The sequence below is a fragment of the Cellulomonas sp. NPDC058312 genome (genome assembly GCF_042880135.1).
GTDB lineage: Bacteria > Actinomycetota > Actinomycetes > Actinomycetales > Cellulomonadaceae > Cellulomonas.
Genome location: NZ_JBHVZE010000001.1, coordinates 859,173 through 882,791, shown reverse-complemented (window position 1 = coordinate 882,791; position 23,619 = coordinate 859,173). Strand labels below are relative to the sequence as shown.

Here is a 23,619-nt window from a genome sequence, read left to right as displayed (position 1 = left end):
GGGCCCGACCCTAACGGGCGCCGGGTGTGTCGCCGGGCACGCTGCCGGGCACGTCGCCCGGTCCGGCGGCCAGCGCGCCCAGCGCCCGGGCCACGTCGTCGGCGTCGTCCCAGACGTGGAACGCGAGCCGCACCCGCCCTGCGCGGCCGGCGACGCGGCAGCCCGCGGCCTCGAGCGCGGCCCGGCGGGCGCCGTCGGGGTCGGGCAGGGTGACGATCGCACTGCCGGTGGCCGCGAGGCCCAGCCCGGCGCGCAGGCCGTCGGCGAGCCCCGCCGCGTGCGCCTGCACCACCGCCGGGTCCACCTCGGCGAACGCCGTGACCGACTCCGCCGCGCCCAGCCACGCCTGCCAGGCCGGCGAGACGTCGAACCGCCGGGCGTCGTCGGCGAGCGTCATCGCCGGGCCGTAGCAGGACGACCACGGGTCGGCGCCGGCGTACCAGCCCGCCTGCACGGGCCGCAGGGCGTCCTGCGCGTCGGCGCGCACCGTCATGAACGCGGTGCCGCGCGGCGCGCACAGCCACTTGTACGCGGCGGTGACGCTGACGTCGTACCGGCCGGCGTCGACCCGCAGCCACCCCGCGGCCTGGGTGAGGTCGCACAGCGTGCGCGCCCCGGCGGCCCGGGCGGCGGCGACCACGGCGTCGTCGTCCAGCACCGCACCCGTCGCTGACTGCACCAGCGAGTAGGACACGAGCGCGGTGCCCGGCGTGATCGCCGCGGCGAGCTCGTCCGCCGCGACGTGCCGCACGCGCAGCCGGTCGCCCTGGGCGAGGAACGGGTACACGGTGGAGGAGAAGTCGCCGGTCACGCACAGCACCTCGGCGCCGTCCGGCAGCGACGCGGCGACCACGGCGGCCATGACGGACACCTGGGACCCGATCGCGACCCGGTCCGCGGCGACCCCGACCAGCGACGCGAACGCGCCCCGGGCCCGGACCACCGCGTCCTCGTAGCGTCCGACGTCCATCCGGCCCGCGCCCCACCGGTCCAGGTCCTCCCGCAGCGCCCGCAGCATGCGCGCGGGCGCGACCCCGGCGGTCGCGGCGTCGAGGTGGCCGGGGGCGGGCGCGAACTCGCGGCGGAGGTCGGCCAGGACGGCGGTGGGGCGCATGCTCCGAGCCTTCCGCCCCCGTTCCATGCGTGCAACGGCCTGTTGTCGACGCACTCATGCACACGGCTTATCGTTCGGGTCATGACCGCCCGACCGCTCGACGCCGCCGCGCTCCGCCTCGTCCGCACCGTGCACGAGACCGGCAGCGTCACCGCCGCCGCCCGCGCGCTGGGCCTCACCCAGCCCGCCGCCAGCCAGCAGCTCCGCGCCGTCGAGCGCACCGTCGGCACCCCGGTCGTCGTCCGCGCCGGCCGCGGGGTGCGGCTCACCGAGGCCGGGCTCGTCCTGGCGCGCAACGCGGTCGCCGTGCAGTCCGCGCTCGACGCGACGCTCGAGGAGGTCGCCGCGGTGGCCAGCCTGCGCGCGGGCCGGGTCCGGGTGGCCGCGTTCCCGTCGGCGGCGGCGACGCTGCTGCCCGGGGCGCTGGCCGCCCTGCGCGTGCGGCACCCCGGGCTCGTGCCCACGTTCGCGGAGGCCGAACCGCCCGAGGCGCTGGCCGAGCTCGACGCGGGCCGGGTGGACGTCGCGGTGGTGTTCCGGGACGCGGACCCGGACGGGGCAGCCGCTCCCCCGGGGGTCGCGCGCCGGCGGCGCGACCCGCTGCTGCGCGACGAGGTCGTCGTGGTGCTCCCGGAGTCGGACGGCCGCGAGCCCGGCTCCCCCGTCGACCTGGCCGCGCTCGCCGACCGGCCGTGGATCGCCGGCTGCCCGCAGTGCCGGGCCCAGCTGGTCGGCACCTGCGCCCGCGCCGGGTTCGCCCCGCGCGTCGACTTCGCGACCGACGACTACCTGGCGGTGCTCGGCCTGGTCCGCGCCGGCCTGGGCGTCGCGACGCTCCCCGGGCTCGCGCTGGCCGCCCTGCCGCACCACGGCGTCACCGTGCACCCGACGCTCCCGCCGGCGACCCGCCTGGTCGAGGCGGTCACCGACCCGGGCACCGCACGGGTACCGGCCGTCGCAGCGGCGCTGGACGCGCTGCGCGCCGCCGCCGAGCGGCTGCGGGCGCCGCGGGTGCACGTGGCACCCGTGCACGCGGCACCCGCGGCCCGCGGCTGAGCCCGCCTCAGATGCCGAACCGGCGCGCCACCGCGCGCAGCGACTCCGCCGACCGCCGCAGCCCGGCGAGCTCGTCGGTGGACATCGGCACCTGCAGCCGCTCGCCCACGCCCGCGCGCCCGACCACCGACGGCACCGAGAGGCACACGTCGCTGATCCCGTGGTACCCGTCCAGCAGCGACGACACCGGCAGCACCCGGCGCTCGTCCTTGATGATCGCCTCGATGATCCGCGAACCCGCGAGCGCCACCGCGTAGTTGGTCGCACCCTTGCCGGCGATGATCCGGTAGGCGGACTCCACGACCTCGCGGGCGATCGACTCGCGGACCTCGTGGGTCAGCGGGACGTGACCCTCCATCGCGTTCCAGTCGAGCAGCGGCACGCCGCCGATCGTCGCCGAGGACCACAGCGGCAGCTCGGTGTCGCCGTGCTCGCCCGCGATGTACGCGTGCACGTTCTGCACGGCCACGCCGGTGTACTGGGCGATCAGGTACCGCAGCCGGGAGGAGTCCAGCACCGTCCCGGAGCCGAACATCTGCGTCGGCGGCAGGCCCGAGACCTTCAGGGCCGCGTAGGTGACGATGTCGACCGGGTTGGTCACCATCACGTAGACCGCGTTCGGGGCGACCTCCACGAGCGGCGGCAGGATCTTCTTCACCAGCGAGATGGTCGCCTCGGCCAGGTCGATCCGGGTCTGCCCGGGCTTCTGCTTCGCGCCCGCGGTGACCATGACCACGTCCGCGTCGGCGCACGCCGCGATGTCGTCCGAGCCGATCACCTCGGCCATCGGCATGAACTGGATGCCGTGGCTGAGGTCCAGCGCCTCGGCCTCGACCTTCGCCTTGTTGATGTCGTACAGCACCACGCTGCGGGCGGCCCCGCGCATGAGCGCCGCGTACGCCATCGTCGACCCCACCGCGCCCGCGCCGACGACCGCCAGCTTGGTCGTCCGACGGGGGGACACGGCGCTCCCGGCCAGTCCGAGGTCGTCGCCCTCGACGTCGTTCGTCTGCTCGCTCACAGCGGTCCTCCTCGTCCCCGCGCGCCGGTCGGCGCCCTGGTCACGAGGCTAGCGGTCCGGACGGCGGAGCAGCGAGACGGCGCAGCGCCCCGAGGGCGACCTCGCGGTCCGTCGTGCGCCAGAAGTCGGGCAGCGACCGGGCCAGGAACTCCCCGTACCGGGCGGTCGACAGCCGCGGGTCCAGCACCGCGACCACGCCGCGGTCGTCCACGGACCGGATCAGCCGTCCCGCGCCCTGGGCGAGCAGCAGCGCCGCGTGCGTGGCCGCCACCGACATGAAGCCGTTGCCGCCGGACGCCGCGACCGCCTCGGACCGCGCGGACTTCACCGGGTCGTCGGGGCGCGGGAACGGGATCCGGTCGATGATGACGAGCTGGTTGGCCCGCCCCGGCACGTCGACCCCCTGCCACAGCGACAGGGTGCCGAACAGGCAGGTCGCCTCGTCCTGCGCGAACTGCCGCACCAGGGTCGGCAGCTGGTCCTCGCCCTGCACCAGCACGGGGACGTCCAGCCGCTCGCGCATCGCCTCCGCGACCGCCACCGCCGCGCGCCGGGACGAGAACAGCCCGAGCGTGCGACCCCCGGCCGCGGTGACCAGCGCCTCGATCTCGTCGAGCTGCGCGTCCGTCGCGGGCTCCCGGCCCGGGGGCGGCAGCCGGCGCGCGATGTAGAGGATGCCCTGGCGCGGGTAGTCGAACGGGCTGCCCACGTCGATGCCGCGCCAGGCGAGCGTCGTGGAACCCGCGCTGCGGGCGGCGCTCACCGGCACGTCGAGCCGGTCCGGGGCGTCCTCGGGGGTGGTCCCCTCGCTGCCGCCCGGCGGGGCGACCGCGACCGTGGCCGCGGACGCCGAGGCCGTCGCCGCGGCCGCCTCCCCTGCACCCTCCAGGCCGATGCTGCGCGCCATCGACCGGAACTCCCCGCCGAGGCTGAGGGTCGCCGACGTCAGGACCGACGCCCGCTCGGCCAGCAGGTGCGTGCGGATCAGGCCGTTCACCGCGAGCGGCGCCGCGTAGAGCCGGGTCGCGCCGTCCCGCTCGCCGCGCGAGCACCACAGCACGGTGTAGCGCTGGTCGTCGGGGTCCGCGGCCATCCGCTCCGCCACCTCGAACAGGGCCAGCACCGCGGAGGTCGCGATCTTCAGCCCCGAGTCCGCCGGGGGCGCCTCGCCCGCCGCGGGCTTCTCGGGCCGCAACGCCGACAGCAGCCCGCGCGCGGCGTCCCGCACCATCGCGACCGCCTGGCGGGTGCCGTCGGGCAGGCCGCCGGTGAACCGGCCCTCCGGCAGGTGGATCAGCGCGGCACCCAGCGCGGCCGCGGCGCCGTCGAGGTCCGTCGTCGCGATCCCGCCGTGCCGGCGCGCCATCCGGCCCGCGTGCTCGACGCTGCCCACCGACAGCTCGGCGGTCGACTGCGCCGTGACCCGGTCCGCGAGCTCGTGCGCCTCGTCGACCACCAGCACCTGGTGCTCCGGCAGCACGTGCGGGGAGCCCGACGCGGCGATGCCCAGCATGGCGTGGTTCGTCACGACCACGTCGGCGGCCCGCGCGGCGGCCCGGGCACGCTCCGGGAAGCACTCGTCCAGCATCGGGCACTTCTGGCCCAGGCACTCCAGCGAGGTCACCGACACCTGCCGCCACGCGCGGTCGCTGACGCCCGGCACCAGGTCGTCGCGGTCGCCCGAGTCGGTCGCGCCCGCCCACTCGCGCAACCGGACGACCTGGGCGCCGAGCGACTCCTTCTCGGCCGGCTCGCCGTCGGCGTCCTGCGTCGGCGTCGGGTGGTCCGCGGCGCCCTTGTCCCCCAGGTCGAACAGCATCCCCTGGTCGTCCGGGGGGTAGCCGCCTTCTGTCTTGTGCACGCACACGTAGTTGTGCCAGCCCTTGAGGAGCGCCACCTTCGGCGGGCGCGGCAGCTCCGGGGCGAGCGCCTCGGCGACCAGCGGCAGGTCGCGCGTCATCACCTGCCGCTGCAGCGCCAGGGTCGCGGTCGAGACGACGACCTTCTGGTCCTCGAGCACGGCGTGCCGGACCGAGGGCACCAGGTACCCGAGCGACTTCCCCGTGCCGGTGCCCGCCTGCACCATGAGGTGCTCCTTCTTGGCGAACGCGTCCGCGACCTCGCGAGCCATCCGCCGCTGCCCCTCGCGCGGCGACCCACCGAGCGCGGCGACCGCCACGTCGAGCAGGTGGTCGACGTCGGGGCTGGGATCGGGCACCGGAACACCCTAGTCGGGCGCGGGCCCCCTACCGGACGACGACCGCCGCCGCCGTGAGCTCCGTCGCGAGACCCTCGTCCACCCGGCCGCGCAGCGCGGTGCCCTGCGGGGTGTGCTCCTCGAGGTCGATCTCCCCCGACTCGTGCACCCGGTGCACCAGGTCGCCCCGGTCGTACGGGATCACCACGTCGACGGTCACGCCCGGGCGCGGCAGCTGGTCGGCGATGACCGCCTGGAGCTCCGCGATGCCCTCGCCGGTGTGCGCCGAGACGACCACCGCGCCGTGCTCCCGCGACCGCAGCCGCGCGACCGTCTCCGGCTCGGCGAGGTCGACCTTGTTCAGCACGATGATCTCGGGCACGTCCATCGCACCCGGGATGTCCGCGAACACGTGCCGGACCGCGGCGATCTGCCCCTCCGGGTCCGGGTGCGACGCGTCGACGACGTGCAGCACGAGGTCCGCGTCCGCGACCTCCTCGAGCGTCGACCGGAACGCCTCGACCAGCTGGTGCGGCAGGTTCCGCACGAACCCGACCGTGTCCGCCAGCGTGTACACCCGGCCGTCCGCCGCCTCCGCGCGCCGGACCGTCGGGTCCAGGGTCGCGAACAGCGCGTTCTCGACCAGCACGCCCGCGTCGGTCAGCCGGTTCAGCAGCGAGGACTTGCCGGCGTTCGTGTAGCCCGCGATCGCCACCGACGGGATCGCGTTCTTCTTCCGGGACGCCCGCTTGGTCGCGCGCGCCGGCTCCATCGCGGCGATCTCCCGGCGCAGCTTCGCCATCCGGTCGCGGATGCGCCGCCGGTCCAGCTCGATCTTCGTCTCACCCGGACCGCGCGAGCCCATGCCCGCGCCGGCGCCGCCGACCTGGCCACCGGCCTGCCGGGACATCGAGTCGCCCCAGCCGCGCAGGCGCGGCAGCAGGTACTCCAGCTGCGCCAGCTCGACCTGGGCCTTGCCCTCCCGGGACTTGGCGTGCTGGGCGAAGATGTCGAGGATCAGCGCCGTCCGGTCCACGACCTTGACCCGCACCACGTCCTCCAGCGCGCGGCGCTGGGACGGGGCGAGCTCGCCGTCGACGACCACCGTGTCCGCGCCGACCGCCGCCACCAGGCCCGCGAGCTCCGCCGCCTTGCCGGAGCCCAGGTAGGTGCCCGGGTCGGGGTTCTGGCGGCGCTGCAGCAGGCCGTCGAGGACCTCCGAGCCGGCGGTCTCCGCCAGCGCGGCGAGCTCCCGCAGCGAGATCTCCGCCGACTGCTGCGTGGTGCCGAGCGGACCCCACAGCCCGACCAGCACGACCCGCTCGAGGCGCAGCTGCCGGTACTCGACCTCGGTGACGTCCTGCAGCTCCGTCGACAGGCCCGCGACCCGGCGCAGCGACGTGCGCTCCTCCAGGTCGAGCTGCTCGCCGTCGTGGGTGGTGTGCACCGTGCCGCCGTCGTGGACCGCGGTGCCCGCCCGTGCGAGCACCCGGGCCACGACGTCGTCGGCGACCCGCTGGGCGTCGCGCGCGGCCTGCTGCGCGTCCACCTCGGCCTCCGGGGCGTCCTGCTCGCGCGTCGTGGGGTCCTGGGCGTCGTTCACGCGGTTCCTTCGGGGTCCGGGAGCATGGCCGGCGCACCGGGGTGCGCCGGCTCCCAGCGTGGCACGCTGCCCGGCGGGAAGCGAGGTGATTCGCCGCAGGCGGACGCCGGATAGGGTCGCGGGCGTGACCGGCACCGACCACTACTTCACCGCGGAGCCCGCCTCCCCCGACGAGCGGCGCACCCGGACCGTCCACCTGGCCGGACGCGACGTCGACGTGGAGACCGCCGGCGGCGTGTTCTCCCCCGACCACCTCGACGGCGGTACCGAGGTGCTGCTGCGGCACGTGCCCGACCCGCCGCAGGACGGCGACCTGCTGGACCTCGGCTGCGGCTGGGGGCCCGTGGCGCTCAGCCTCGCCCTGCACGCCCCGGCGGCCCGGGTCTGGGCGGTCGACGTGAACGACCGGGCCCTCGACCTCACCCGCCGGAACGCCGAGGCGCTCGGGCTGACCGGGGTCCGGGCCGGGCGCCCCGAGGACGTGCCCGACGACGTGCGGTTCGCGGCGATCTGGTCCAACCCGCCGATCCGCGTCGGCAAGGAGGCGCTGCACGCGATGCTGCGGCAGTGGCTCCGGCGGCTCGTGCCCGGCGGTGCGGCGTACCTGGTGGTGGCGAAGAACCTCGGGTCGGACTCGCTGCTGCGCTGGCTGGCGACCGAGCTCGGCGACGCGGCGGACGTCGACCGGGTGGCGACGGACCGCGGCTTCCGCGTCCTGCGCGTCACGGCCCGCTGAACCGACGCCCCGCACGCGGCCGGCACGCGCCGCCGAGACAGGACCTCCGCGCCGAGTCAGGACCTCCGGAGGCCCTGTCTCGCGCGGGCGGACCTACCTCGGCGCGTGGACGCGGGCAGGTGCGGGGCGGATCGCCTGGGCGGCGGCGCGGGCGCCCGCCAGCGTGGGGACGCCGGTGACGCGGGCGACGGGCTCGCCGGTGCTGTCGAGGAGCACCACCGTCGGGGTCCGGTCCACGGCGAACCGGGTCGCGAGGTCCGCACGGTCGGCGACGTCCACCTCGACGTGGGCGACGCCGTCCGCGGTCGCCACGACGCGCTCCAGGACCCGACGGGTCGCCCGGCACGGCGCGCAGAAGCCCGACGAGAACTGCAGGAACGTCACCTCACGTCCCAGCGGTCGGCGCAGGTCGTCGGCCGTGAGCGCGGTCGGCGCGGGTTGGTCGGTCGGGGGCACGTGGGGTGCAACGCCGGGCACGGGCGCGGGTGTTCCCGCGTCGGGCGCGGTCAGCGGCCGAGCGCGTCCAGGTCGACGTCGACGTCCGCGAGCAGCACCGCCGGCCCGGCGAGCTCGACGTGGCCGTCCGGCAGCGCGGCGACCCGCACCGTCCCGCCGGGCACGTCCACCAGCCAGACGTCGGGCGCCTGCGGGCCGGCCCACGCCCGCACCGCGAGCGCCGCGGCGCACGCACCGGTGCCGCAGGACCGGGTCTCGCCGACGCCGCGCTCGTGCACGCGCATCCGGACCCGGCCGACGACCGTGCCGTCCGACGTCCGCTCCTCGCCGAGCGGGACGACGAGCTCCACGTTCGTGCCGTGCGGCGGCACCGGGTCGACGCCCGGCGCGCGCGTCAGGTCCACGGCGTCGAGCTCGGCCTCGCCCGCGAGCGCCAGCACCGTGTGCGGGTTGCCGACGTCGACGCTGAGCGCCGGTCGCGGCACCGGCAGCCCGGCAACCGTGACCTCCGCGTCGCCGCCCGACGTGACCGCCTCGGGCCCGCCGGGCAGGTGCCAGACACCCATGTCGACGGCGTACCAGGCCTCGCCCGCGGGTCCGGCGACCTCACGGACCCGGCGGACCCCCGCGCGGGTGCCGAGCACCAGCTCCCCCGCGGCCGGGTCCCAGACGCCGAGCGCGCGCGCGTACTCCGCGACGACCCGGACCCCGTTGCCGCACATCTCCGCGATCGAGCCGTCCCCGTTGCGGTAGTCCATGAACCAGGTCGCCGCCGGGTCCTCGGCGAGCACGGCGGCGCCCTCGGGCAGGTCCGCGCTGGCGACCAGCCGGATCACCCCGTCGCCGCCGATCCCCGCGCGCCGGTCCGCGAGCGCCCGGACCAGCGCGTCGTCCAGCGCGACGCCGGTGCGGCCGTCGAGCAGGACGAAGTCGTTCTGCGTCCCGTGGCCCTTCGTCACCCGCAGCACGCGCGGGGCGTTCGCCGTCGCGGGGCTGCTGGGGACAGTGCGGCTCGAGACGGTGCTGCTGGAGCCGGGGCCGGGCGTGCCGGTGCTGCCGGCGGTCGCGGTCATGAACCCAGACTACGGCGCGGCGCCGGGTCGTCGGTGGCCCGGCCGAGCCGCCCCGCGTCGGCCTCCGCCACCAGGTCCAGCGCCCGGTCGACCAGGTCGGGGTCGCGCGCGTCGAGCCAGTGCACCCGTGGGTCGCGCCCGAACCAGCCCATCTGCTTGCGCGCGAGCCGCCGGGTGCCCGCGACCACCTGCGCGCGCGCCTCGTCCAGCGTGATCTCCCCGCGCAGCGCGGTCAGCACCTCCGCGTACCCGACCGCCCGGGACGCGGTGCGCCCGATGCCGCCGGGGCGGGCCACCAGACCGCGGACCTCGTCGACCAGCCCGGCCGCCCACATCCGGTCCACCCGGGCCTGCACGCGCGCGTCGAGGACCGCGCGGTCGCAGTCGAGGCCGATCTGCACCGCGGGGACCTCGTACTCGTGGCTCGGCAGGTTCGCGGAGTACGGCTGGCCGGTCAGGGCGATCACCTCGAGCGCCCGCACCACCCGCCGGGCGTTGCGGGGCCCGATGCCGTCCGCGGCCACCGGGTCCAGCCGCGCGAGCTCCGCGTGCAGCGCGCGCGAGCCCTCCGCCTCGACCCGTGCCTCCAGCTCGGCCCGCACCTGCGGGTCGGTGCCGGGGAACTCCATGTGGTCGAGCAGCGCGCGGACGTAGAGCCCCGAGCCGCCGACCGCGACCGCCCGTGCGCCCCGGGACTCGATGTCCGCCAGCGCGGCGCGGGCGGCCTCCTGGTACGCCGCGACCGTCGCGTCCTCGTCCGGGTCGAGCACGTCGAGCAGGTGGTGCGGCACGCCCCGGCGCTCCGCGACGGCGAGCTTCGCGGTCCCGATGTCCAAGCCGCGGTAGAGCTGCAGGGCGTCGGCGTTGACCACCTCGCCTCCCAGGCGCTCCGCGAGGGCGAGGCCCAGGTCGGACTTGCCGGTCGCGGTGGGACCGACCACGGCGACGACGACGGTCAACGGGGCTCCTCGGTGTGATGCGGGACGGGTGCGGGGCCGGTGCCCCAGCGGGCGACGGCGTGCTGCGCGCCGGCGACGACGGCGGTCGTGCAGGTGGCGGCACGGACAGGCGGCCCGTCGACGGGGAGCAGCGCGAGCGCGGCCCGCCACGGCGCCCATCCGCTGACCGCGAGCTCGCGGGCCGTGTCGGGGCCGAGCGCGTCGAGCGCGGTGTCCAGCGCCGCGGGGCCGTCGGCGAGCGCGGCGAGCAGCCGCGCGTCGACCTCGGCTGCGCGGGGGTCCTCGGCGAGCGGGGCGTCGGCGCCGTCCCGGGCGCTCGGCGAGCCGACGACGACGAGGGTGGTGGCCGTGCCGGCATCCTCGGGGGCCGTCGACCCGCCACCCCGGGCGAGCTCGCGGACGTCGACGGGCGCGCGGCACCCGGCTAGCTCGAGCAGCACCAGCGCCGTCGACGCCGGGACGTCGGCCCGCGACCGCGGCGCGACCGCGTCGGCCCGGCCCGCGGGCTCCGGCAGCCCGGCCGCGCCGAGCCCGAGACCGACCGGGTGCGTCAGCGCGCGGTCCCGGGTCGCGGGCGCCAGGACGAGCACCCGCCCGTCGGGCCCGGGGTCGGCGGCCCGCAGCGCCTCGACGGCGGCCGCCCGCAGCCCCGACGCGGGGTCGGCCCGCCCGGCGGCACCGGGCACGAGCAGCACGGTGTCGGGCAGGAGCACCACGGCCGAGAACACCCCCGAACGGTACCCGCCCCCTGCCGCAGGCACCCCCGCGTGCCCGGCGCCGCCGCACGAGAGGTCACGACTCGCGGGCCCGCAGGCGCCGCGACCAGCGTGTCGTGACCTCTCGTGCGGCCGACGGGGGTGCGGGTGCGGGGGTGCGGGGTGCGGGTGGGTCAGGCGGTGAGGGTGCGGGCGAGGTCCTCGGCGCGGGACTCCTGGCCGGAGCGGCGCAGGACGTCGACGAGCGCGTTCGCGACCTCGCCGCGCGGGGCGCGCTGCCGGGCGGCGGCGAAGCCCTCCATCGCGGACTCGAGGTGCCAGACCGCCTCCTCGACGTTCCCGAGGTCGTCGTGCAGGCGCCCGGCGAGCCAGAACGCGTGCGCGGCGTCCGCGACGGCGCCGAGCCCGGCGTACGCCTCGGCGGCACGCTGCGCCACGGCGGCGCCGGGTGCCCGGTGGTCCCCGCCGAGCGTGGCGAGCAGCCGGGCGGCGGCGTCGTCCAGGTCGGCGGCAGCGCGGCGACCGGCGGCCTGCTCGCGCGTCTCGAGCTCGGGCGCCCGCTCGATCGCGTCGGGCGCGGGGTCGGCGGCCAGGTCGCGGGACAGCCGCTCGGCCTCCGCGAGCACGGCCTCGGCGTCCCCGGTCACGGCGGCGGCGCGGGCCCAGGCCACGACGACCTGCGCAAGCGAGACCGGCGGGAGGTCCCCGGCACGCAGCCGGGCGACCGCGGCGGCGTACCCGGCGGCGGCCCCGTCGTCGTCGCCGAGGGTCTGGGCGCAGTGCGCGGCCTCGGCGTAGGCGAACCCGGCGTCGACCAGCAGGCCCGCGGCCTCCGCGGCGACCGCGGCGTCGAGGTAGGCGCCCGCGGCGGCCTCGACGTCCCCGCTCGCGGCGAGGCGCTCGGCGGCGGACGCGAGCTCGGCGGGGTCCGCCGGTGCGGCGCGCCGGGCAGCGTCGCCGGTCTCCGCGCCGGCCGCGGCACCGACGACGACCGCAGCGCCGTTCGTGCCGGCACCGCCGGTGGACCCCGTCGACGGCACCGCGGCGCCGCCGGTCGCGCCCAGCCCACGCGGCAGCACGTCCAGGTCGAGGGTGTCCGCGGCGGGGGTCGACCGCCAGGCCCGGGCCACGGCCTCGGACTCCGAGGCGGTGCCGTTGCGGGCGTCGAACTGCGCGGCGAGCTCGTCGGCCCGGGCGCGCAGCCAGTCGTCGAGCTCGGCCACGGTGCCGGCGGGGACGGTGGCGAGCCGCACGGGACGGTCGCCGTGGCCGGTCTCGCGGAGCACGTGCGTCGCGGCGCCCACCAGGGTGGCGAACGCGAGCCGGGAGTACGGGGTGTCGCCGCCGGTCAGGTACTGCTGGTCGGCCTCGATGGCGCGGACGGCCCGCTCGGCCTGCCCGCCGCGCGCCAGCAGCCGGATCCGGCGGCCCCGGGCGCCGACCATGTCGGACTCGGCGTGCGCGAGCGCGGCGACGGCGCGGCGGTGCGCGCGGGCGGCCTCGCGGGGGCGGCCGGCGTCGAGGTGCGCCTCGGCCAGGTAGGACAGCATGTCGGCGGGCTCGGAGGCGCAGGACGGGTTCTCGGTGAGGGTCTGCTCGATGAGCCGGACGCCCTCCTCGGCCCGCCCGGTGGCGATCAGCCACGACGCCCGGTCACCGGGGTCGCACGCCTCGCACTGGGAGAAGTCGTCGCGGGGCGTGGCGACCCACGCCTGGTAGGCGGCCTCGACGTCGGCGGCGCCGCGCTGGCGGGCCCAGGCGAACCGCTCGTACGCGACCGCGTCCATGCCGTTGCCGGCGAGCGCGTAGCGGCGCTCCATGTCCGCCAGCGTGCGGTCGATCTGCTCGGCGGGCACGGTCGGGAAGTCGGCCAGGCCCGAGATCATCCACTTGAACGACCAGAACAGCCCGTGCTGGTCGTGCGCGTCGAAGTGCTCGGGGTGCTCGTCCCACCAGCGCAGCAGCCGCGCGAACGCGACGAAGGACCGGTCGACCTCGCCGCCCCACTGGTAGGCCTCGACCAGCGTCGACAGCGCGTACGCGCGGGCCTCGTCGGGGCCCTCGGCGTCGACGAGCCGGACCAGCCGCTCGGCGGCCTGGGTGCGGGCGAGCCCGTAGGGCATCTCCCGGACCCGGCTGATCTCGCGGTTGGCCTCGTCCAGCGTGCGGCTCACGCCTGCTCCTCCTCTGCCGGTCCCCCGGCGGACGTGTCACGGTCCAGCCCTGCGCGGAGCAGGACGGTCATCGACCCGGTCATCAGCTCGGACTCCCGCGCGCGCAGCGGCTCGCCCGCCAGCAGCAGGGCCGAGACGTACAGCGAGCGCAGGCCCGCGGTGAACACCTCGCCCGGTGGTGCCGCGAGCAGGTCGCGGACCAGCGGGCTGGCGTCGTTCAGCACCAGCTGCCGGGCGGCCGCGGGGGCGGCGAACCCGGCGAGCACGTCGCCCCACACGTCGTCGGCCTCGGCCATCGCGGCCTGCAGGTCCCGCTGGTGGTCGCCGTCGCGGTCGTGCAGGAGCACCGCGGGCAGCCCGGCGGGCTCGAAGGTCCGCACGACGAGGTCGGTGTCCAGGGGGCGCAGCACGTCCCCGCCGGCGCGCACGGCGTCGAGCGTCGCGAGCTCGCGCTCCGGGGTCAGCGGGGTGAGCACCTGCGCGATGTCCCCGGCGCCGAGCGGCCGGACCTCGACGGGCGTCCGCTGCGCGAACCGGGCGAGCAGGTCGGCGTCGTAGACGTAGCCGGCGTTGACGACCGCGATGCCCTGGGCGCGCGCCACGGGTGCGATCCGCTTGTACTCCTCCAGGGTGGGGGCGTACACGACGCGGCCGTGCTCCCGGGCGACGTCCGCGAGCGTGAGCATCCCGTCGGTCGTCTCGTAGGGGAGGATCCGCGACGCGAGGTCGAGCATCGTGTCGTCGGTCAGCGCCAGGGACCGCACCGCGAGGTGGTGGGTCCTCACGAACTGCTCCGCGAGCGCGGTGCCGGACTCCAGGGTCCGCAGCGTCCACGCGCGCACCGCACCGGCGAGCGCCTCCTGCGTAGCCAGCAGCACCTCGTCGGTGTAGAGCTGCTCGCGCGAGGCGGTCGGCCGCAGCCCCGAGGCGTCGACGACGCCGCGGACGAAGAACGCCCACTCCGGCAGCAGCCCCTCGACGCGCGCGCCGAGCAGCATGCGCTTGAGGTAGACGCGGTGCGACCCGCCACCGCCGGGCGGCACGGCCGCGGGCAGCACGAACGCGACGCCGGAGACGCCCGCGAGGGGCACCTCAAGGTCGACGTGCGCGAGCGGCGTGAACCCGAAGGTCTGCTCGCAGTACCGCGCGAGCGCCTGGGAGCGGGACACCGCGTCGGGGTAGGTCCGTGTCCACGGCAGCTCGGGCGCCGAGACCCGACGCCACACGTGCCCGGGGCGCGGCGAACCGTCCGCGGGCAGCGGGACGTCGTCCGCCGCGGCCGCGGCCCCCAGCGGCACCTCGACGGCGACGTCCACGGGCAGCAGCGAGCCGAACTCCGCGGCGAGCGCGGCGACCGTCTCCCCCGCGAGCCAGTGCTCCATGTCCCGGCGCGGGCGGATCCGCACGGTGCTGCCGACCGGCAGGTCGGTGCCGGGCAGCTCGGTCAGGTCGTAGGACCCGTCCGCGTGCCCGCGCCAGCGGACCGCCGGGGCGTCGGGCTCGCGCGCCGAGCGGGACACCAGCTCGATCTCGTCGGCGACCATGAACGCCGACAGCAGGCCGATGCCGAACTGCCCGAGGAACTCCTCGCGGCCGAGGCCGAGGTCGAGGTCCCGCTTGGACGACCGCCCGACGGTGGCGAGCAGCTCCTGGGCCTCCGCGCGGGTCAGGCCGACGCCGGAGTCGACGACGGCCAGGGAGCCGTCGGCGAGCGGCCGCAGGCGCACCGTCGCCGGGCACCCCGGGTCGAGAGCACGCCGCGCGGTGATCGCGTCGACGCCGTTCTGCAGCAGCTCGCGGACGTAGACCCGGGGGCCCGAGTACAGGTGCCGGGCGAGCAGGTCGACCACGCCGTGCAGGTCGACCTGGAACGCCTGGGCGACGGGGTCGGTCATGCGCGCCGCGTCACTCGCTCTCGTACTCGGCCTTGGCGACGGCCGCCTCGTCCGGGAAGTGCTCGTCCAGGTGCTCGAACAGGCTCAGCGCGGTGGTGATGCCACACGCGAGGTGCAGGTCGATCTGCTCGTCGGTGACGCCGTGCTCGTAGTCGACCGTGTGCTCGGCGTACACGCCGACGACCTCGTCCTCGCGGCGCACGTAGCCCTTGGGCCACAGCTTCTCGGAGTTCCAGGCGTTGACCAGGTCGACCACGCGCTCGAACTGGTCGACGCCGACCTTGCGGTTCCAGCGGCCGCGGGTCTGCAGGTACTCCTGCGAGCCGCCCATCCGGAAGAAGTAGAACAGGTGGCCGTCCCAGTAGCCGCCGATGTCGCCGTCGTCGTCGACGCCGTAGCGCATCTCGCGCGAGTCGAGCACGGAGATGATCCGCTCGTGCGAGAGCGCCTGCGCGGCGCCGGCCGAGCCCGCCGCGTCCGGCTTGGTGAAGAAGCCCATGTCCGTCCTCAGTCCTTCCGTGCGGCCGCGGGGCGACCGCCGTCGTGGCGTCGATGCAGGTGGCGGCCCCGTGCGGGCACCACCGTCCGAGCCTAACCCGGCGGTGCGACACGGCCACCGTCCGATTTGCCCGATGGCGTGAACTTCCCGTCGACGCGCTGGCGCCCGCGGGGCCCGCGCGTATGGTGTGGACATGGGTCTGTTCCGCAACCGTGGCCCGCGCCGCGGACCCGACCGGCCGGACCGCGCCGCGTCCGCGCGCGAGACCGGTCCCGTCCCCGCCAACCCCGGCCGCGGCGACCTGCGCGCGGGCCTGACCGGCAGCGCGGTGCGGGTCGACGACGGCCGCCCCACGCCCCTGACGTCCGAGCGCGTCGTGCAGTGGTTCGAGCGCAACGACTTCCACTACTTCGTGGACAACGACGGCGACCTCGGCGGCCTGTGGCGGGGCCGGCTGTTCTACTTCTTCCTGTTCGGCGACCGGCAGGAGATCCTCCAGGTCCGCGGGCAGTGGCACCGGGAGATCACCATCGAGCGCCTCGAGGAGGTGCTGGACGCCTGCACCGAGTGGAACGCGGAGCGGATCTGGCCCAAGGCGTACGTCCGCGTCCGCGACAACGGCATGGTGCACGTCGTGGCGGAGGTGTCGACCGACCTCGAGCACGGCGCGACCGACGACCAGCTCAGCCAGATCCTGTTCTGCGGGCTGAGCTCGTCGAGCACGTTCTTCGACGCCATCGACGAGCTCTACCCCGACCCCGCGACGGTGGCACCGTGACCGCGCCGCGCACGCCCGGCTGGCTGTCCCGGGTCCTCGGCGAGCGCACCGCGCCGGCGACCACCGAGCGCAGCGTCACGCCGCAGGCCCGACCGACACCCCTGACCCGGGACCGCGTCGCCGCCACGCTGCAGAGCCGCGGCTACCACTACCGGGTCGACGAGGACGGCGACCTGACCGGCGTCTGGAACGACTCCCGGTTCTGGTTCCTCCTGCTCGGCGAGCAGCACGAGATCCTGCAGGTCCGCGGCCGGTGGCACCGGCAGCTGCCGGTGGCGAGCCGCCGGTCCGTCGCCCTGGCCCTCAACGACTGGAACCGCGAGCGCATCTGGCCGAAGCTCTACCTCCGCGAGGAGGAGGGCCAGCTGGCGGTCTACAGCGAGGTCTCGACCGACCTCGAGCACGGGGTCACCGACGAGCAGCTCGACCAGCTGGTGTCGTGCGGGCTCGGCACGGGCGTGCAGAGCTTCGCGTCGTTCGAGTCGCTGCTGCCGCCGCAGGTCTGAGCCCGCAGCTCCGAGCCACCGCAGGCGCCTCAGCGCGGCCCGCGGCCGATCGTCGGCAGCCCCAGCAGCACCGGCGCGGCCGGCCCCGTCGCCGCCCCCCCGGTCCCGCAGGCGTCGCCCTCCCCGCCGTGCGCGTGGTCGTCCTCGCCGGACTGCCGCCGCTCCCAGGCGTCGCCGGCGCGGGTGCGGCGGACCGCGAACGTCCCGCCCCGGGCCCCGGAGTCGGCGACGAGGTGGTGCGGCGCCGCGTGCGTGATCTCGACGGCCACCAGGTCGCCGGGCCGCGGGGCGGCGTCCTCGGGGAGCCCGTCGGGCAGCGCGAGGTGCACCAGCCGGTTGTCGGCGGCGCGGCCGGACAGCCGGCGGGTGGCGCCGTCCTTGCGCCCCTCCCCCTCGGCCAGCAGCACCTCGACGGTCCGGCCGACCTGGCGCTGCGCCTCGGCCAGCCCGATCCGGTCCTGCAGCGCGGTCAGGCGCTCGTACCGCTCCTGCACGACCGCCTTGGGCAGCTGGTCGGGCAGGTCCGCGGCGGGCGTGCCGGGGCGCGGCGAGTACTGGAACGTGAACGCCGAGGAGAACCGCGACGCCTCGACCACGCGCAGCGTCTCGGCGAAGTCCTCCTCGGTCTCGCCGGGGAAGCCCACGATGATGTCGGTCGTGATCGCCGCGTCCGGCATGGCGGTGCGCACGCGGTCGAGGATCCCGAGGAACTTCTCGGACCGGTAGGACCGGCGCATCGCGCGCAGCACCCGGTCGGAGCCGGACTGCAGCGGCATGTGCAGGCTCGGCATCACGGTCGGCGTCTCGGCCATCGCGGCGATGACGTCGTCGGTGAACGACGCGGGGTGCGGCGACGTGAACCGCAGCCGCTCCAGCCCCGGGACGGCCCCCGCGGCGCGCAGCAGCTTCGCGAACGCCCCGCGGTCGCCGAACTCGACCCCGTAGGAGTTCACGTTCTGCCCGAGCAGCGTCACCTCGATCGCACCCTGGTCGACCAGCGCGGCGACCTCCGCGAGGACGTCGCCCGGCCGACGGTCGCGCTCCTTGCCGCGCAGGTGGGGCACGATGCAGAACGTGCAGGTGTTGTTGCAGCCGACGCTGATGGACACCCAGCCCGCGTAGACGGACTCGCGGCGCGTCGGCAGGGTCGACGGGAAGACCTTCAGCGACTCCTCGATCTCGACCTCGGCGGCCTCGTTGTGCCGGGCGCGCTCCAGCAGCACCGGCAGCACGTCGAGGTTGTGCGTGCCGAACACGACGTCCACCCAGGGCGCGCGCTCGACGATGCCCGAGCGGTCCTTCTGGGCGAGGCAGCCCCCGACGGCGATCTGCATGCCGGGGCGGGCGCGCTTGGTCCCGGCGAGGCGGCCCAGGTTGCCGTAGAGCTTGTCCGCCGCGTTCTCCCGGACCGCGCACGTGTTGATGACGATGACGTCGGCGTCCTCCGCGGCCACGGCCTCGGGCGTCGCGGCGACGTAGCCGGCCTGCTCGAGCATCCCGGCCATGTGCTCCGAGTCGTGCACGTTCATCTGGCAGCCGAGCGTCTTCACCAGGTAGGTGCGCGCGGGGGCGGCGGCGCTCGACGTGGGGGCGTCGGCGGCGGCCGGGGCGGGGGGCGTGGTCGTCGTGCTCATCGCCGACCAGGGTACGTCCGCGGGCGCGCGGGGCCGACGGGCGCCGCCCGCCCGGCGTCCGTATGACCGCAGCGTTTCCTATCTGTGACCTGGAACGGTGGCGCAGGTAACAAACGCCCCATAGGTTCCAGGGATGGCACAGCCCGACCCGGCCCCGGCCCGCGAGCCCGGCGCTGCGACCCCGCACCTCGGCGAACCCCTCGTCGTCCTCGACCACGTCGACAAGCACTTCGGCGCCCTGCACGTCCTCAAGGACGTCAACCTCACCGTGCACCGCGGCGAGGTCGTCGTCGTGATCGGTCCGTCCGGCAGCGGCAAGTCCACGCTCTGCCGGACCATCAACCGGCTCGAGACCGTCGAGTCCGGCACCATCACCGTCGACGGCACCCCGTTGCCCGCCGAGGGCCGCGCCCTCGCCCGGCTGCGCGCCGACGTCGGCATGGTGTTCCAGTCGTTCAACCTGTTCGCGCACCGCACGGTGCTCCAGAACGTGACGCTCGGGATGCGCAAGGTGCGGCGGATGCCCGCCGCCCAGGCGAAGGAGCGGGCGATGGCCCTGCTGGAGCGCGTGGGCGTCGCCAGCCAGGCCGACAAGCTGCCCGCCCAGCTGTCGGGCGGCCAGCAGCAGCGCGTGGCGATCGCCCGCGCGCTGGCGATGGAGCCCAAGGTCATGCTGTTCGACGAGCCGACCTCGGCGCTCGACCCCGAGATGATCAACGAGGTCCTCGACGTCATGACGTCGCTCGCCGCCGAGGGCATGACGATGGTCGTCGTCACGCACGAGATGGGCTTCGCCCGCCGGGCCGCCCACCGCGTCGTCTTCATGGACGGCGGCGCGATCGTCGAGGAGGCCGAGCCGGAGACGTTCTTCACGGCCCCCCGCAGCGACCGCGCCCGGGACTTCCTGTCCAAGATCCTGACCCACTGAATCCCGACGACCGCACCGCAGACTCACCACCGACTCGCCACCACACCAGGAGAGCCCGATGAGAACCCGCACCGCAGGAACGATCGCCCTCACCGCCGTCGCCGCGCTCACGCTCGCCGCGTGCGGCGGGTCCGACGACGACGCCGCGTCCGCCCCGGAGGTCTCGGACGTCGAGGCCGCCGACTTCCCCGAGGGCTCGACGATGGCCGAGCTCGCCGACGCCGGGAAGATCCGGATCGGCACGAAGTTCGACCAGCCGCTGTTCGGCCTGGTCGGCCCCGACGGCACGCCCGAGGGCTTCGACGTCGAGATCGGCAAGATCATCGCCGGCGCCCTCGGCATCCCCGAGGACGGCATCGAGTGGACCGAGACGATCTCGTCCAACCGCGAGTCGTTCATCGAGTCCGACCAGGTCGACGTCGTCATCGCGACCTACACGATCAACGACGAGCGCAAGAAGGTCGTCTCGTTCGCCGGGCCGTACTACGAGGCCGGCCAGTCGATCCTCACGCTCGCCGACAACGAGGACATCCAGGGCCCCGACGACCTCGCGGGCAAGAAGGTCTGCACCGTCTCCGGGTCCACCCCCGAGGCGAACCTGCTGGAGAACTTCCCCGACACCGAGGTCGTGCCGTTCGGCGCCTACTCCGACTGCCTGGAGCCCCTGCGCGGCGGCCAGGTCGACGCGATCAGCACGGACAACGTGATCCTCGCCGGCTTCGCGGCCGACGACCCGACGTTCGAGGTCCGCGGCGAGCCGTTCACCGCCGAGCATTACGGCATCGGCCTGGCGCTCGACGACACCGACTTCCGGATGTGGATCAACGACACCCTGGAGGCGGCGTTCGAGGACGGCACCTGGACCGAGGCGTGGGAGGCCACCGCCGGCACCGTCCTGCCGACCCCGGAGCCCCCGGCCGTCGACCGGTACTGACACCCCCGGTGCCCGGCCCGCCGCCGTGCGGGCCGGGCACCGCTCCCGTCCTCCCCGAGTGAAGGGCCCTGCGTGGACCTGATCGCCGACAACCTGCCGGCCTACCTGAGCGGGTTCCTCTCGACCCTGCGGCTGACCGCCTACTCCGGTGCGATCGCGCTGGCCCTGGGCACGGTGCTCGCCGCCATGCGCGTCTCCCCCGTGGCCCCGCTGCGCGCCCTCGCCGTGACCTACGTCGAGGTCCTGCGCAACACGCCGCTGACGCTCGTGTTCTTCTTCCTGCTGTTCGTGGCGCCGCAGTTCGGCGTGCTGCCCCCGCTCGGGTTCTGGACCGCCGTCATCGCGCTGTCCGCCTACACCTCGGCGTTCGTCAGCGAGGCCGTGCGGTCCGGGATCAACGCCGTGCCGATCGGCCAGGCCGAGGCGGCGCGCGCGATCGGGCTCACGTTCGGGCAGACCCTCGGCCTGGTCGTGCTCCCGCAGGCCGTGCGGTCGGTCGTCCCGCCGCTGATCAACGTCCTCATCGCCCTGGCGAAGAACACCTCGGTGGCCGCCGGGTTCGCGGTGGTCGAGCTGCTGGCCTCCGGCCGGCGGATCGCGCTGGCCAACCCCAGCGAGAGCATGCTCGCCCTCGCGGGGGTCGCGGTGTTCTACCTGGTCATCACCATCCCCGCCGGCCTGCTCGCCGGCGTCCTCGAGCGGAAGGTGGCGTTCGCCCGATGAGCTCCGTCCTGTACGACGAGCCCGGTCCCGTCGCCCGCCGCCGCGAGCGGATCGGGTCGGTGGTCGGCGCGGTCCTCATCATCGCGCTGCTCGCCCTCGCGTTCCGGTACGCCGACGGCCGCGGGCTGTTCGGCGCCGACCGCTGGGACGTGCTGTACGACCCGCCCAAGAACCAGTCCGCCGAGGACGTGTGGCGGTCGATGGTCGTGCGCGGCCTCGGTGCCACGCTCCGTGCCGCCGTGGTCGCCGCACCCCTCGCGCTGGTCCTCGGGCTGCTGCTGGCGATGTGGCGGACCACCCGGATCGCCTGGCTGCGGCTGCCCGCGACCGCCGTGATCGAGCTGTTCCGCGGCCTGCCGGTGCTGCTGATGATGCTGTTCGCGCTGCTCGGCTTCGGCTGGGACGCGTTCGCGTCCGTCGTGTTCGGCCTCACGGTCTACAACATGGCGATCATCGCGGAGATCCTGCGCGCCGGGCTCGCGTCGCTGCCGAAGGGCCAGACCGAGGCCGCCTACGCCATCGGGCTGTCCCGCGCGCAGACGCTGCTGCTCGTGCAGCTCCCCCAGGCCGTGCGCACCATGCTGCCGAGCCTGATCGCCCAGCTGGTGGTGCTGCTGAAGGACTCGTCGCTGGGGTTCGTCGTCGGCTACCCCGAGCTGCTCAAGGCCATGCAGAACAACGCCCAGTACTTCGGCAACACGTACTACGTCGCGCTGTTCGTCGCGGGCGCCGGCATCTACCTCGTGGTGAACCTGTCGCTGACCCGCCTGGCGATCTGGCTCCAGGGCCGCAGCACCCGCACGTCCGCGACGATCACCGCCGACCCGACGCTGAACCCGGCCGCGGGCGCTGCGGGCGGCGGCGTGCGTCCGCCGAGGTAGGACCCCCGTACCGAGACAGGGCGCTGGGCGGACCTGACTCGGCGGGAACGTCCTGTCTCGGCGTCGTGCGGCGGTCGGCCGGGGTCAGCCCGCGGTCGCGCTGGCGCGGACCTCGCGGACGACGGTCACCTTGATCTCGCCCGGGTAGGACAGGTCGTGCTCGATGTGCCGGGCGATCTCGACCGCCAGCTTCCCCAGGTCGGCGTCGGGCACCTGGCTGGGCTCGACGACCACGCGCATCTCGCGTCCGGCCGCCATCGCCAGCGCGCGGCGGACCCCCGCGTGGCCCGCGACCAGCTCCTCGAGCTGCTCCAGCCGCTCGACGTGCTGGTCGACGTCCTCGCGCCGGGCGCCGGGCCGGGCCGCGGACATCGCGTCGGCGACCTGCACGAGCACGGCCTCGACCGTCTCGGCGGGCACCTCGTCGTGGTGCGCGGCGATCGCGTTCACGACCACGTCCGACTCCCCGTGCCGGGCGGCCAACGCCGCGCCGACCTGCGCGTGCGGCCCGGGGACCTCACCCGTCAGCGCCTTGCCGATGTCGTGCAGCAGGGCGCCGCGCCGGGCGACGTCGACGTCCGCGCCGATCTCGACGGCGACCTGCGCGGCCAGCAGCGCCGACTCCACCAGGTGGTCCAGCACGTTCTGCCCGAACGACGTGCGCAGCCGCAGCCGACCGAGCACGCGCACCAGCTGCTCGTCGAGACCCCGCACCCCGGCGCGCTCGGCGGCGGCGTGACCGGCCTCCACGGCGCGGTCGTCGGCGCCGGCCACGGCCTCCGCGTACGCCGCCTCGATGCGCTGCGGGTTGATCCGCCCGTCGGCCATCAGCGCCTCGAGCGCCACGGTCGCGACCTCGCGTCGGTCCGCGTCGAAGCATGACAGCACGACGGCGTCGGGCGACTCGTCGATCAGCACGTTGACGCCGGTGAGCGCCTCGAACAGCCGGATGTTCCGGCCCTCCTTGCCGATGATGCGGCCCTTCATCTCCTCCGAGGGCAGCGCGACGAGGGTGACGGTGCTCTGGCTGCTGGTCGCGACGGCGGTGCGGTGCACGGCGGTGGCCAGCACCCGGCGGGCCCGTGACTCGGCGGTGCGGCGGGCCTGGGCCTCGATGCGGCGGATCGAGGCGCTGGCGGCCGTCGCCGCCTCGGCGGTGAGCTGACGCAGCAGCTCGGTGCGGGCCTCCGCAGCGGTCAGGCCCGAGGTCGCCTCGAGGCGCTCGACGGCCTCGCGGTCGGCGGCGGCGAGTCGGTCGGCCGCGGCCCGCTCGGCGGCGGCGCGCACCTCCGCGGCGGCCGCGGTCGCGGAGCCGGCCTGCGCGGCGGCGTCCCGGCGGAGCTCGGTGGCGGCGTCCTGCGCGGCGCGGGCCGCCCGCTCGTGCTCGGCGGCGGACCGCTCGGCGGCGGCGGCGCTCTCCTCGCGCTCCACCGCGCGGGCCTCCCGGCGCTGGGCGTCGGCCAGCGCCGCCCGGGCCTCGTCGCGGATGCTCTGCACGTCCTCGGTGGCCTGCTGGCGCACGGCCGCGGCCTCGCGCCGGGCCAGCAGCACCAGGACGAGCGCGACGAGGCACGCGGCCAGCAGTCCCACCACGATCGCGGCGTCCTGCATGGGTGGTCACTCTCCTCGTCGTCGGCGCGACGCCGGTGCGCACCGGCCCAGGAGGCCGGCGCGGGTGAACCACGTCGCGGAGATCCCATTGTTCACCACCCGGCCCGCCCGGCGGGCCACGACAC

21 protein-coding genes are annotated in these 23,619 nt (G+C 75.9%); 8 read left to right on the top strand and 13 right to left on the bottom strand.

Translation table 11 applies throughout. The annotated features are described in order from the left end of the window. Positions 1 to 10: 10 nt before the first annotated feature. Entirely contained in the window at positions 11 to 1,114 is a 1,104-nt protein-coding gene (locus tag ACFVXN_RS03955; protein WP_389227556.1) for an aminotransferase class V-fold PLP-dependent enzyme, read from the bottom strand. A gap of 81 nt (positions 1,115 to 1,195) precedes the next feature. On the opposite strand from ACFVXN_RS03955, the gene ACFVXN_RS03950 reads away from it, so the two are divergent. Beyond that, positions 1,196 to 2,170 carry a LysR family transcriptional regulator gene (locus ACFVXN_RS03950; RefSeq protein WP_389227553.1) on the top strand — a complete coding sequence of 325 codons (975 nt, stop codon included), beginning with the start codon at positions 1,196 to 1,198 and terminating at the stop codon, positions 2,168 to 2,170. Between the two features lie 7 nt (positions 2,171 to 2,177). On the opposite strand, the gene ACFVXN_RS03945 is transcribed toward ACFVXN_RS03950, so the two are convergent. The 3 genes from ACFVXN_RS03945 to hflX all read right to left on the bottom strand — a co-directional run bounded on the left by ACFVXN_RS03945 (position 2,178) and on the right by hflX (position 6,937). Further along, a complete protein-coding gene (locus ACFVXN_RS03945; RefSeq protein WP_389227872.1) occupies positions 2,178 to 3,149 on the bottom strand; it encodes an L-lactate dehydrogenase in 972 nt (323 codons plus the stop codon). 82 nt (positions 3,150 to 3,231) lie between these two features. After that, positions 3,232 to 5,409: an ATP-dependent DNA helicase gene (locus tag ACFVXN_RS03940; RefSeq protein WP_389227549.1), complete on the bottom strand. Its 2,178-nt coding sequence runs from the start codon at positions 5,407 to 5,409 to the stop codon at positions 3,232 to 3,234. Positions 5,410 to 5,437: 28 nt separating this feature from the next. Further along, positions 5,438 to 6,937: a GTPase HflX gene (gene hflX / locus ACFVXN_RS03935; RefSeq protein ID WP_389227868.1), complete on the bottom strand. Its 1,500-nt coding sequence runs from the start codon at positions 6,935 to 6,937 to the stop codon at positions 5,438 to 5,440. Positions 6,938 to 7,115: 178 nt separating this feature from the next. Here hflX and ACFVXN_RS03930 point away from each other — a divergent pair, with 178 nt between their 5' ends. Continuing rightward, on the top strand, positions 7,116 to 7,727 hold the full coding sequence (locus ACFVXN_RS03930; protein ID WP_389227546.1) for a class I SAM-dependent methyltransferase: 612 nt from the start codon (positions 7,116 to 7,118) through the stop codon (positions 7,725 to 7,727). A gap of 93 nt (positions 7,728 to 7,820) precedes the next feature. Here ACFVXN_RS03930 and ACFVXN_RS03925 read toward each other — a convergent pair whose 3' ends face one another. The 7 genes from ACFVXN_RS03925 to ACFVXN_RS03895 form a co-directional block, all read right to left on the bottom strand. Then, a complete protein-coding gene (locus ACFVXN_RS03925; protein ID WP_389227543.1) occupies positions 7,821 to 8,183 on the bottom strand; it encodes a thioredoxin family protein in 363 nt (120 codons plus the stop codon). 50 nt (positions 8,184 to 8,233) lie between these two features. Beyond that, positions 8,234 to 9,256, bottom strand: coding sequence for a diaminopimelate epimerase (gene dapF, locus ACFVXN_RS03920; protein ID WP_389227540.1), 1,023 nt, complete (start codon positions 9,254 to 9,256; stop codon positions 8,234 to 8,236). Continuing rightward, complete coding sequence (gene miaA / locus ACFVXN_RS03915) at positions 9,253 to 10,215, bottom strand: tRNA (adenosine(37)-N6)-dimethylallyltransferase MiaA (RefSeq protein ID WP_389227537.1); 963 nt, start codon at positions 10,213 to 10,215, stop codon at positions 9,253 to 9,255. Before miaA ends, dapF begins: the two co-directional genes overlap by 4 nt. Further along, the gene (locus tag ACFVXN_RS03910) at positions 10,212 to 10,943 is read right to left on the bottom strand and encodes a hypothetical protein (protein WP_389227535.1); all 732 of its coding nucleotides are present in this window, start codon (positions 10,941 to 10,943) and stop codon (positions 10,212 to 10,214) included. Before ACFVXN_RS03910 ends, miaA begins: the two co-directional genes overlap by 4 nt. Before the next feature lie 161 nt (positions 10,944 to 11,104). Beyond that, positions 11,105 to 13,105: a hypothetical protein gene (locus ACFVXN_RS03905; protein ID WP_389227532.1), complete on the bottom strand. Its 2,001-nt coding sequence runs from the start codon at positions 13,103 to 13,105 to the stop codon at positions 11,105 to 11,107. Continuing rightward, on the bottom strand, positions 13,102 to 15,000 hold the full coding sequence (locus ACFVXN_RS03900) for an HSP90 family protein (protein WP_389227529.1): 1,899 nt from the start codon (positions 14,998 to 15,000) through the stop codon (positions 13,102 to 13,104). The genes ACFVXN_RS03905 and ACFVXN_RS03900 overlap by 4 nt, the downstream gene beginning before the upstream one ends. Positions 15,001 to 15,010: 10 nt before the next feature. After that, positions 15,011 to 15,499, bottom strand: a complete 489-nt coding sequence (locus ACFVXN_RS03895) for a YbjN domain-containing protein (RefSeq protein ID WP_389227526.1) — start codon at positions 15,497 to 15,499, stop codon at positions 15,011 to 15,013. A gap of 193 nt (positions 15,500 to 15,692) precedes the next feature. On the opposite strand from ACFVXN_RS03895, the gene ACFVXN_RS03890 reads away from it, so the two are divergent. After that, on the top strand, positions 15,693 to 16,277 hold the full coding sequence (locus ACFVXN_RS03890) for a YbjN domain-containing protein (protein ID WP_389227523.1): 585 nt from the start codon (positions 15,693 to 15,695) through the stop codon (positions 16,275 to 16,277). Further along, positions 16,274 to 16,783 carry a YbjN domain-containing protein gene (locus ACFVXN_RS03885; RefSeq protein ID WP_389227520.1) on the top strand — a complete coding sequence of 170 codons (510 nt, stop codon included), beginning with the start codon at positions 16,274 to 16,276 and terminating at the stop codon, positions 16,781 to 16,783. Before ACFVXN_RS03890 ends, ACFVXN_RS03885 begins: the two co-directional genes overlap by 4 nt. Before the next feature lie 29 nt (positions 16,784 to 16,812). Here the strand turns inward: ACFVXN_RS03885 and miaB are convergent, their stop codons facing one another. After that, entirely contained in the window at positions 16,813 to 18,417 is a 1,605-nt protein-coding gene (gene miaB, locus ACFVXN_RS03880; RefSeq protein WP_389227517.1) for a tRNA (N6-isopentenyl adenosine(37)-C2)-methylthiotransferase MiaB, read from the bottom strand. A gap of 133 nt (positions 18,418 to 18,550) precedes the next feature. Between miaB and ACFVXN_RS03875 the strand changes: the two genes are divergently transcribed. The 4 genes from ACFVXN_RS03875 (at position 18,551) to ACFVXN_RS03860 (ending at position 21,883) form a co-directional block, all read left to right on the top strand. Next, complete coding sequence (locus ACFVXN_RS03875; RefSeq protein WP_389227514.1) at positions 18,551 to 19,345, top strand: amino acid ABC transporter ATP-binding protein; 795 nt, start codon at positions 18,551 to 18,553, stop codon at positions 19,343 to 19,345. Between the two features lie 58 nt (positions 19,346 to 19,403). Further along, the gene (locus ACFVXN_RS03870) at positions 19,404 to 20,279 is read left to right on the top strand and encodes a glutamate ABC transporter substrate-binding protein (protein ID WP_389227511.1); all 876 of its coding nucleotides are present in this window, start codon (positions 19,404 to 19,406) and stop codon (positions 20,277 to 20,279) included. A 72-nt stretch (positions 20,280 to 20,351) separates the two neighbouring features. Next, entirely contained in the window at positions 20,352 to 21,002 is a 651-nt protein-coding gene (locus ACFVXN_RS03865) for an amino acid ABC transporter permease (RefSeq protein ID WP_389227508.1), read from the top strand. Then, complete coding sequence (locus ACFVXN_RS03860) at positions 20,999 to 21,883, top strand: amino acid ABC transporter permease (protein ID WP_389227505.1); 885 nt, start codon at positions 20,999 to 21,001, stop codon at positions 21,881 to 21,883. Before ACFVXN_RS03865 ends, ACFVXN_RS03860 begins: the two co-directional genes overlap by 4 nt. Before the next feature lie 84 nt (positions 21,884 to 21,967). Here the strand turns inward: ACFVXN_RS03860 and rny are convergent, their stop codons facing one another. After that, positions 21,968 to 23,494: a ribonuclease Y gene (rny, locus tag ACFVXN_RS03855; RefSeq protein WP_389227502.1), complete on the bottom strand. Its 1,527-nt coding sequence runs from the start codon at positions 23,492 to 23,494 to the stop codon at positions 21,968 to 21,970. Positions 23,495 to 23,619 lie beyond the last annotated feature (125 nt).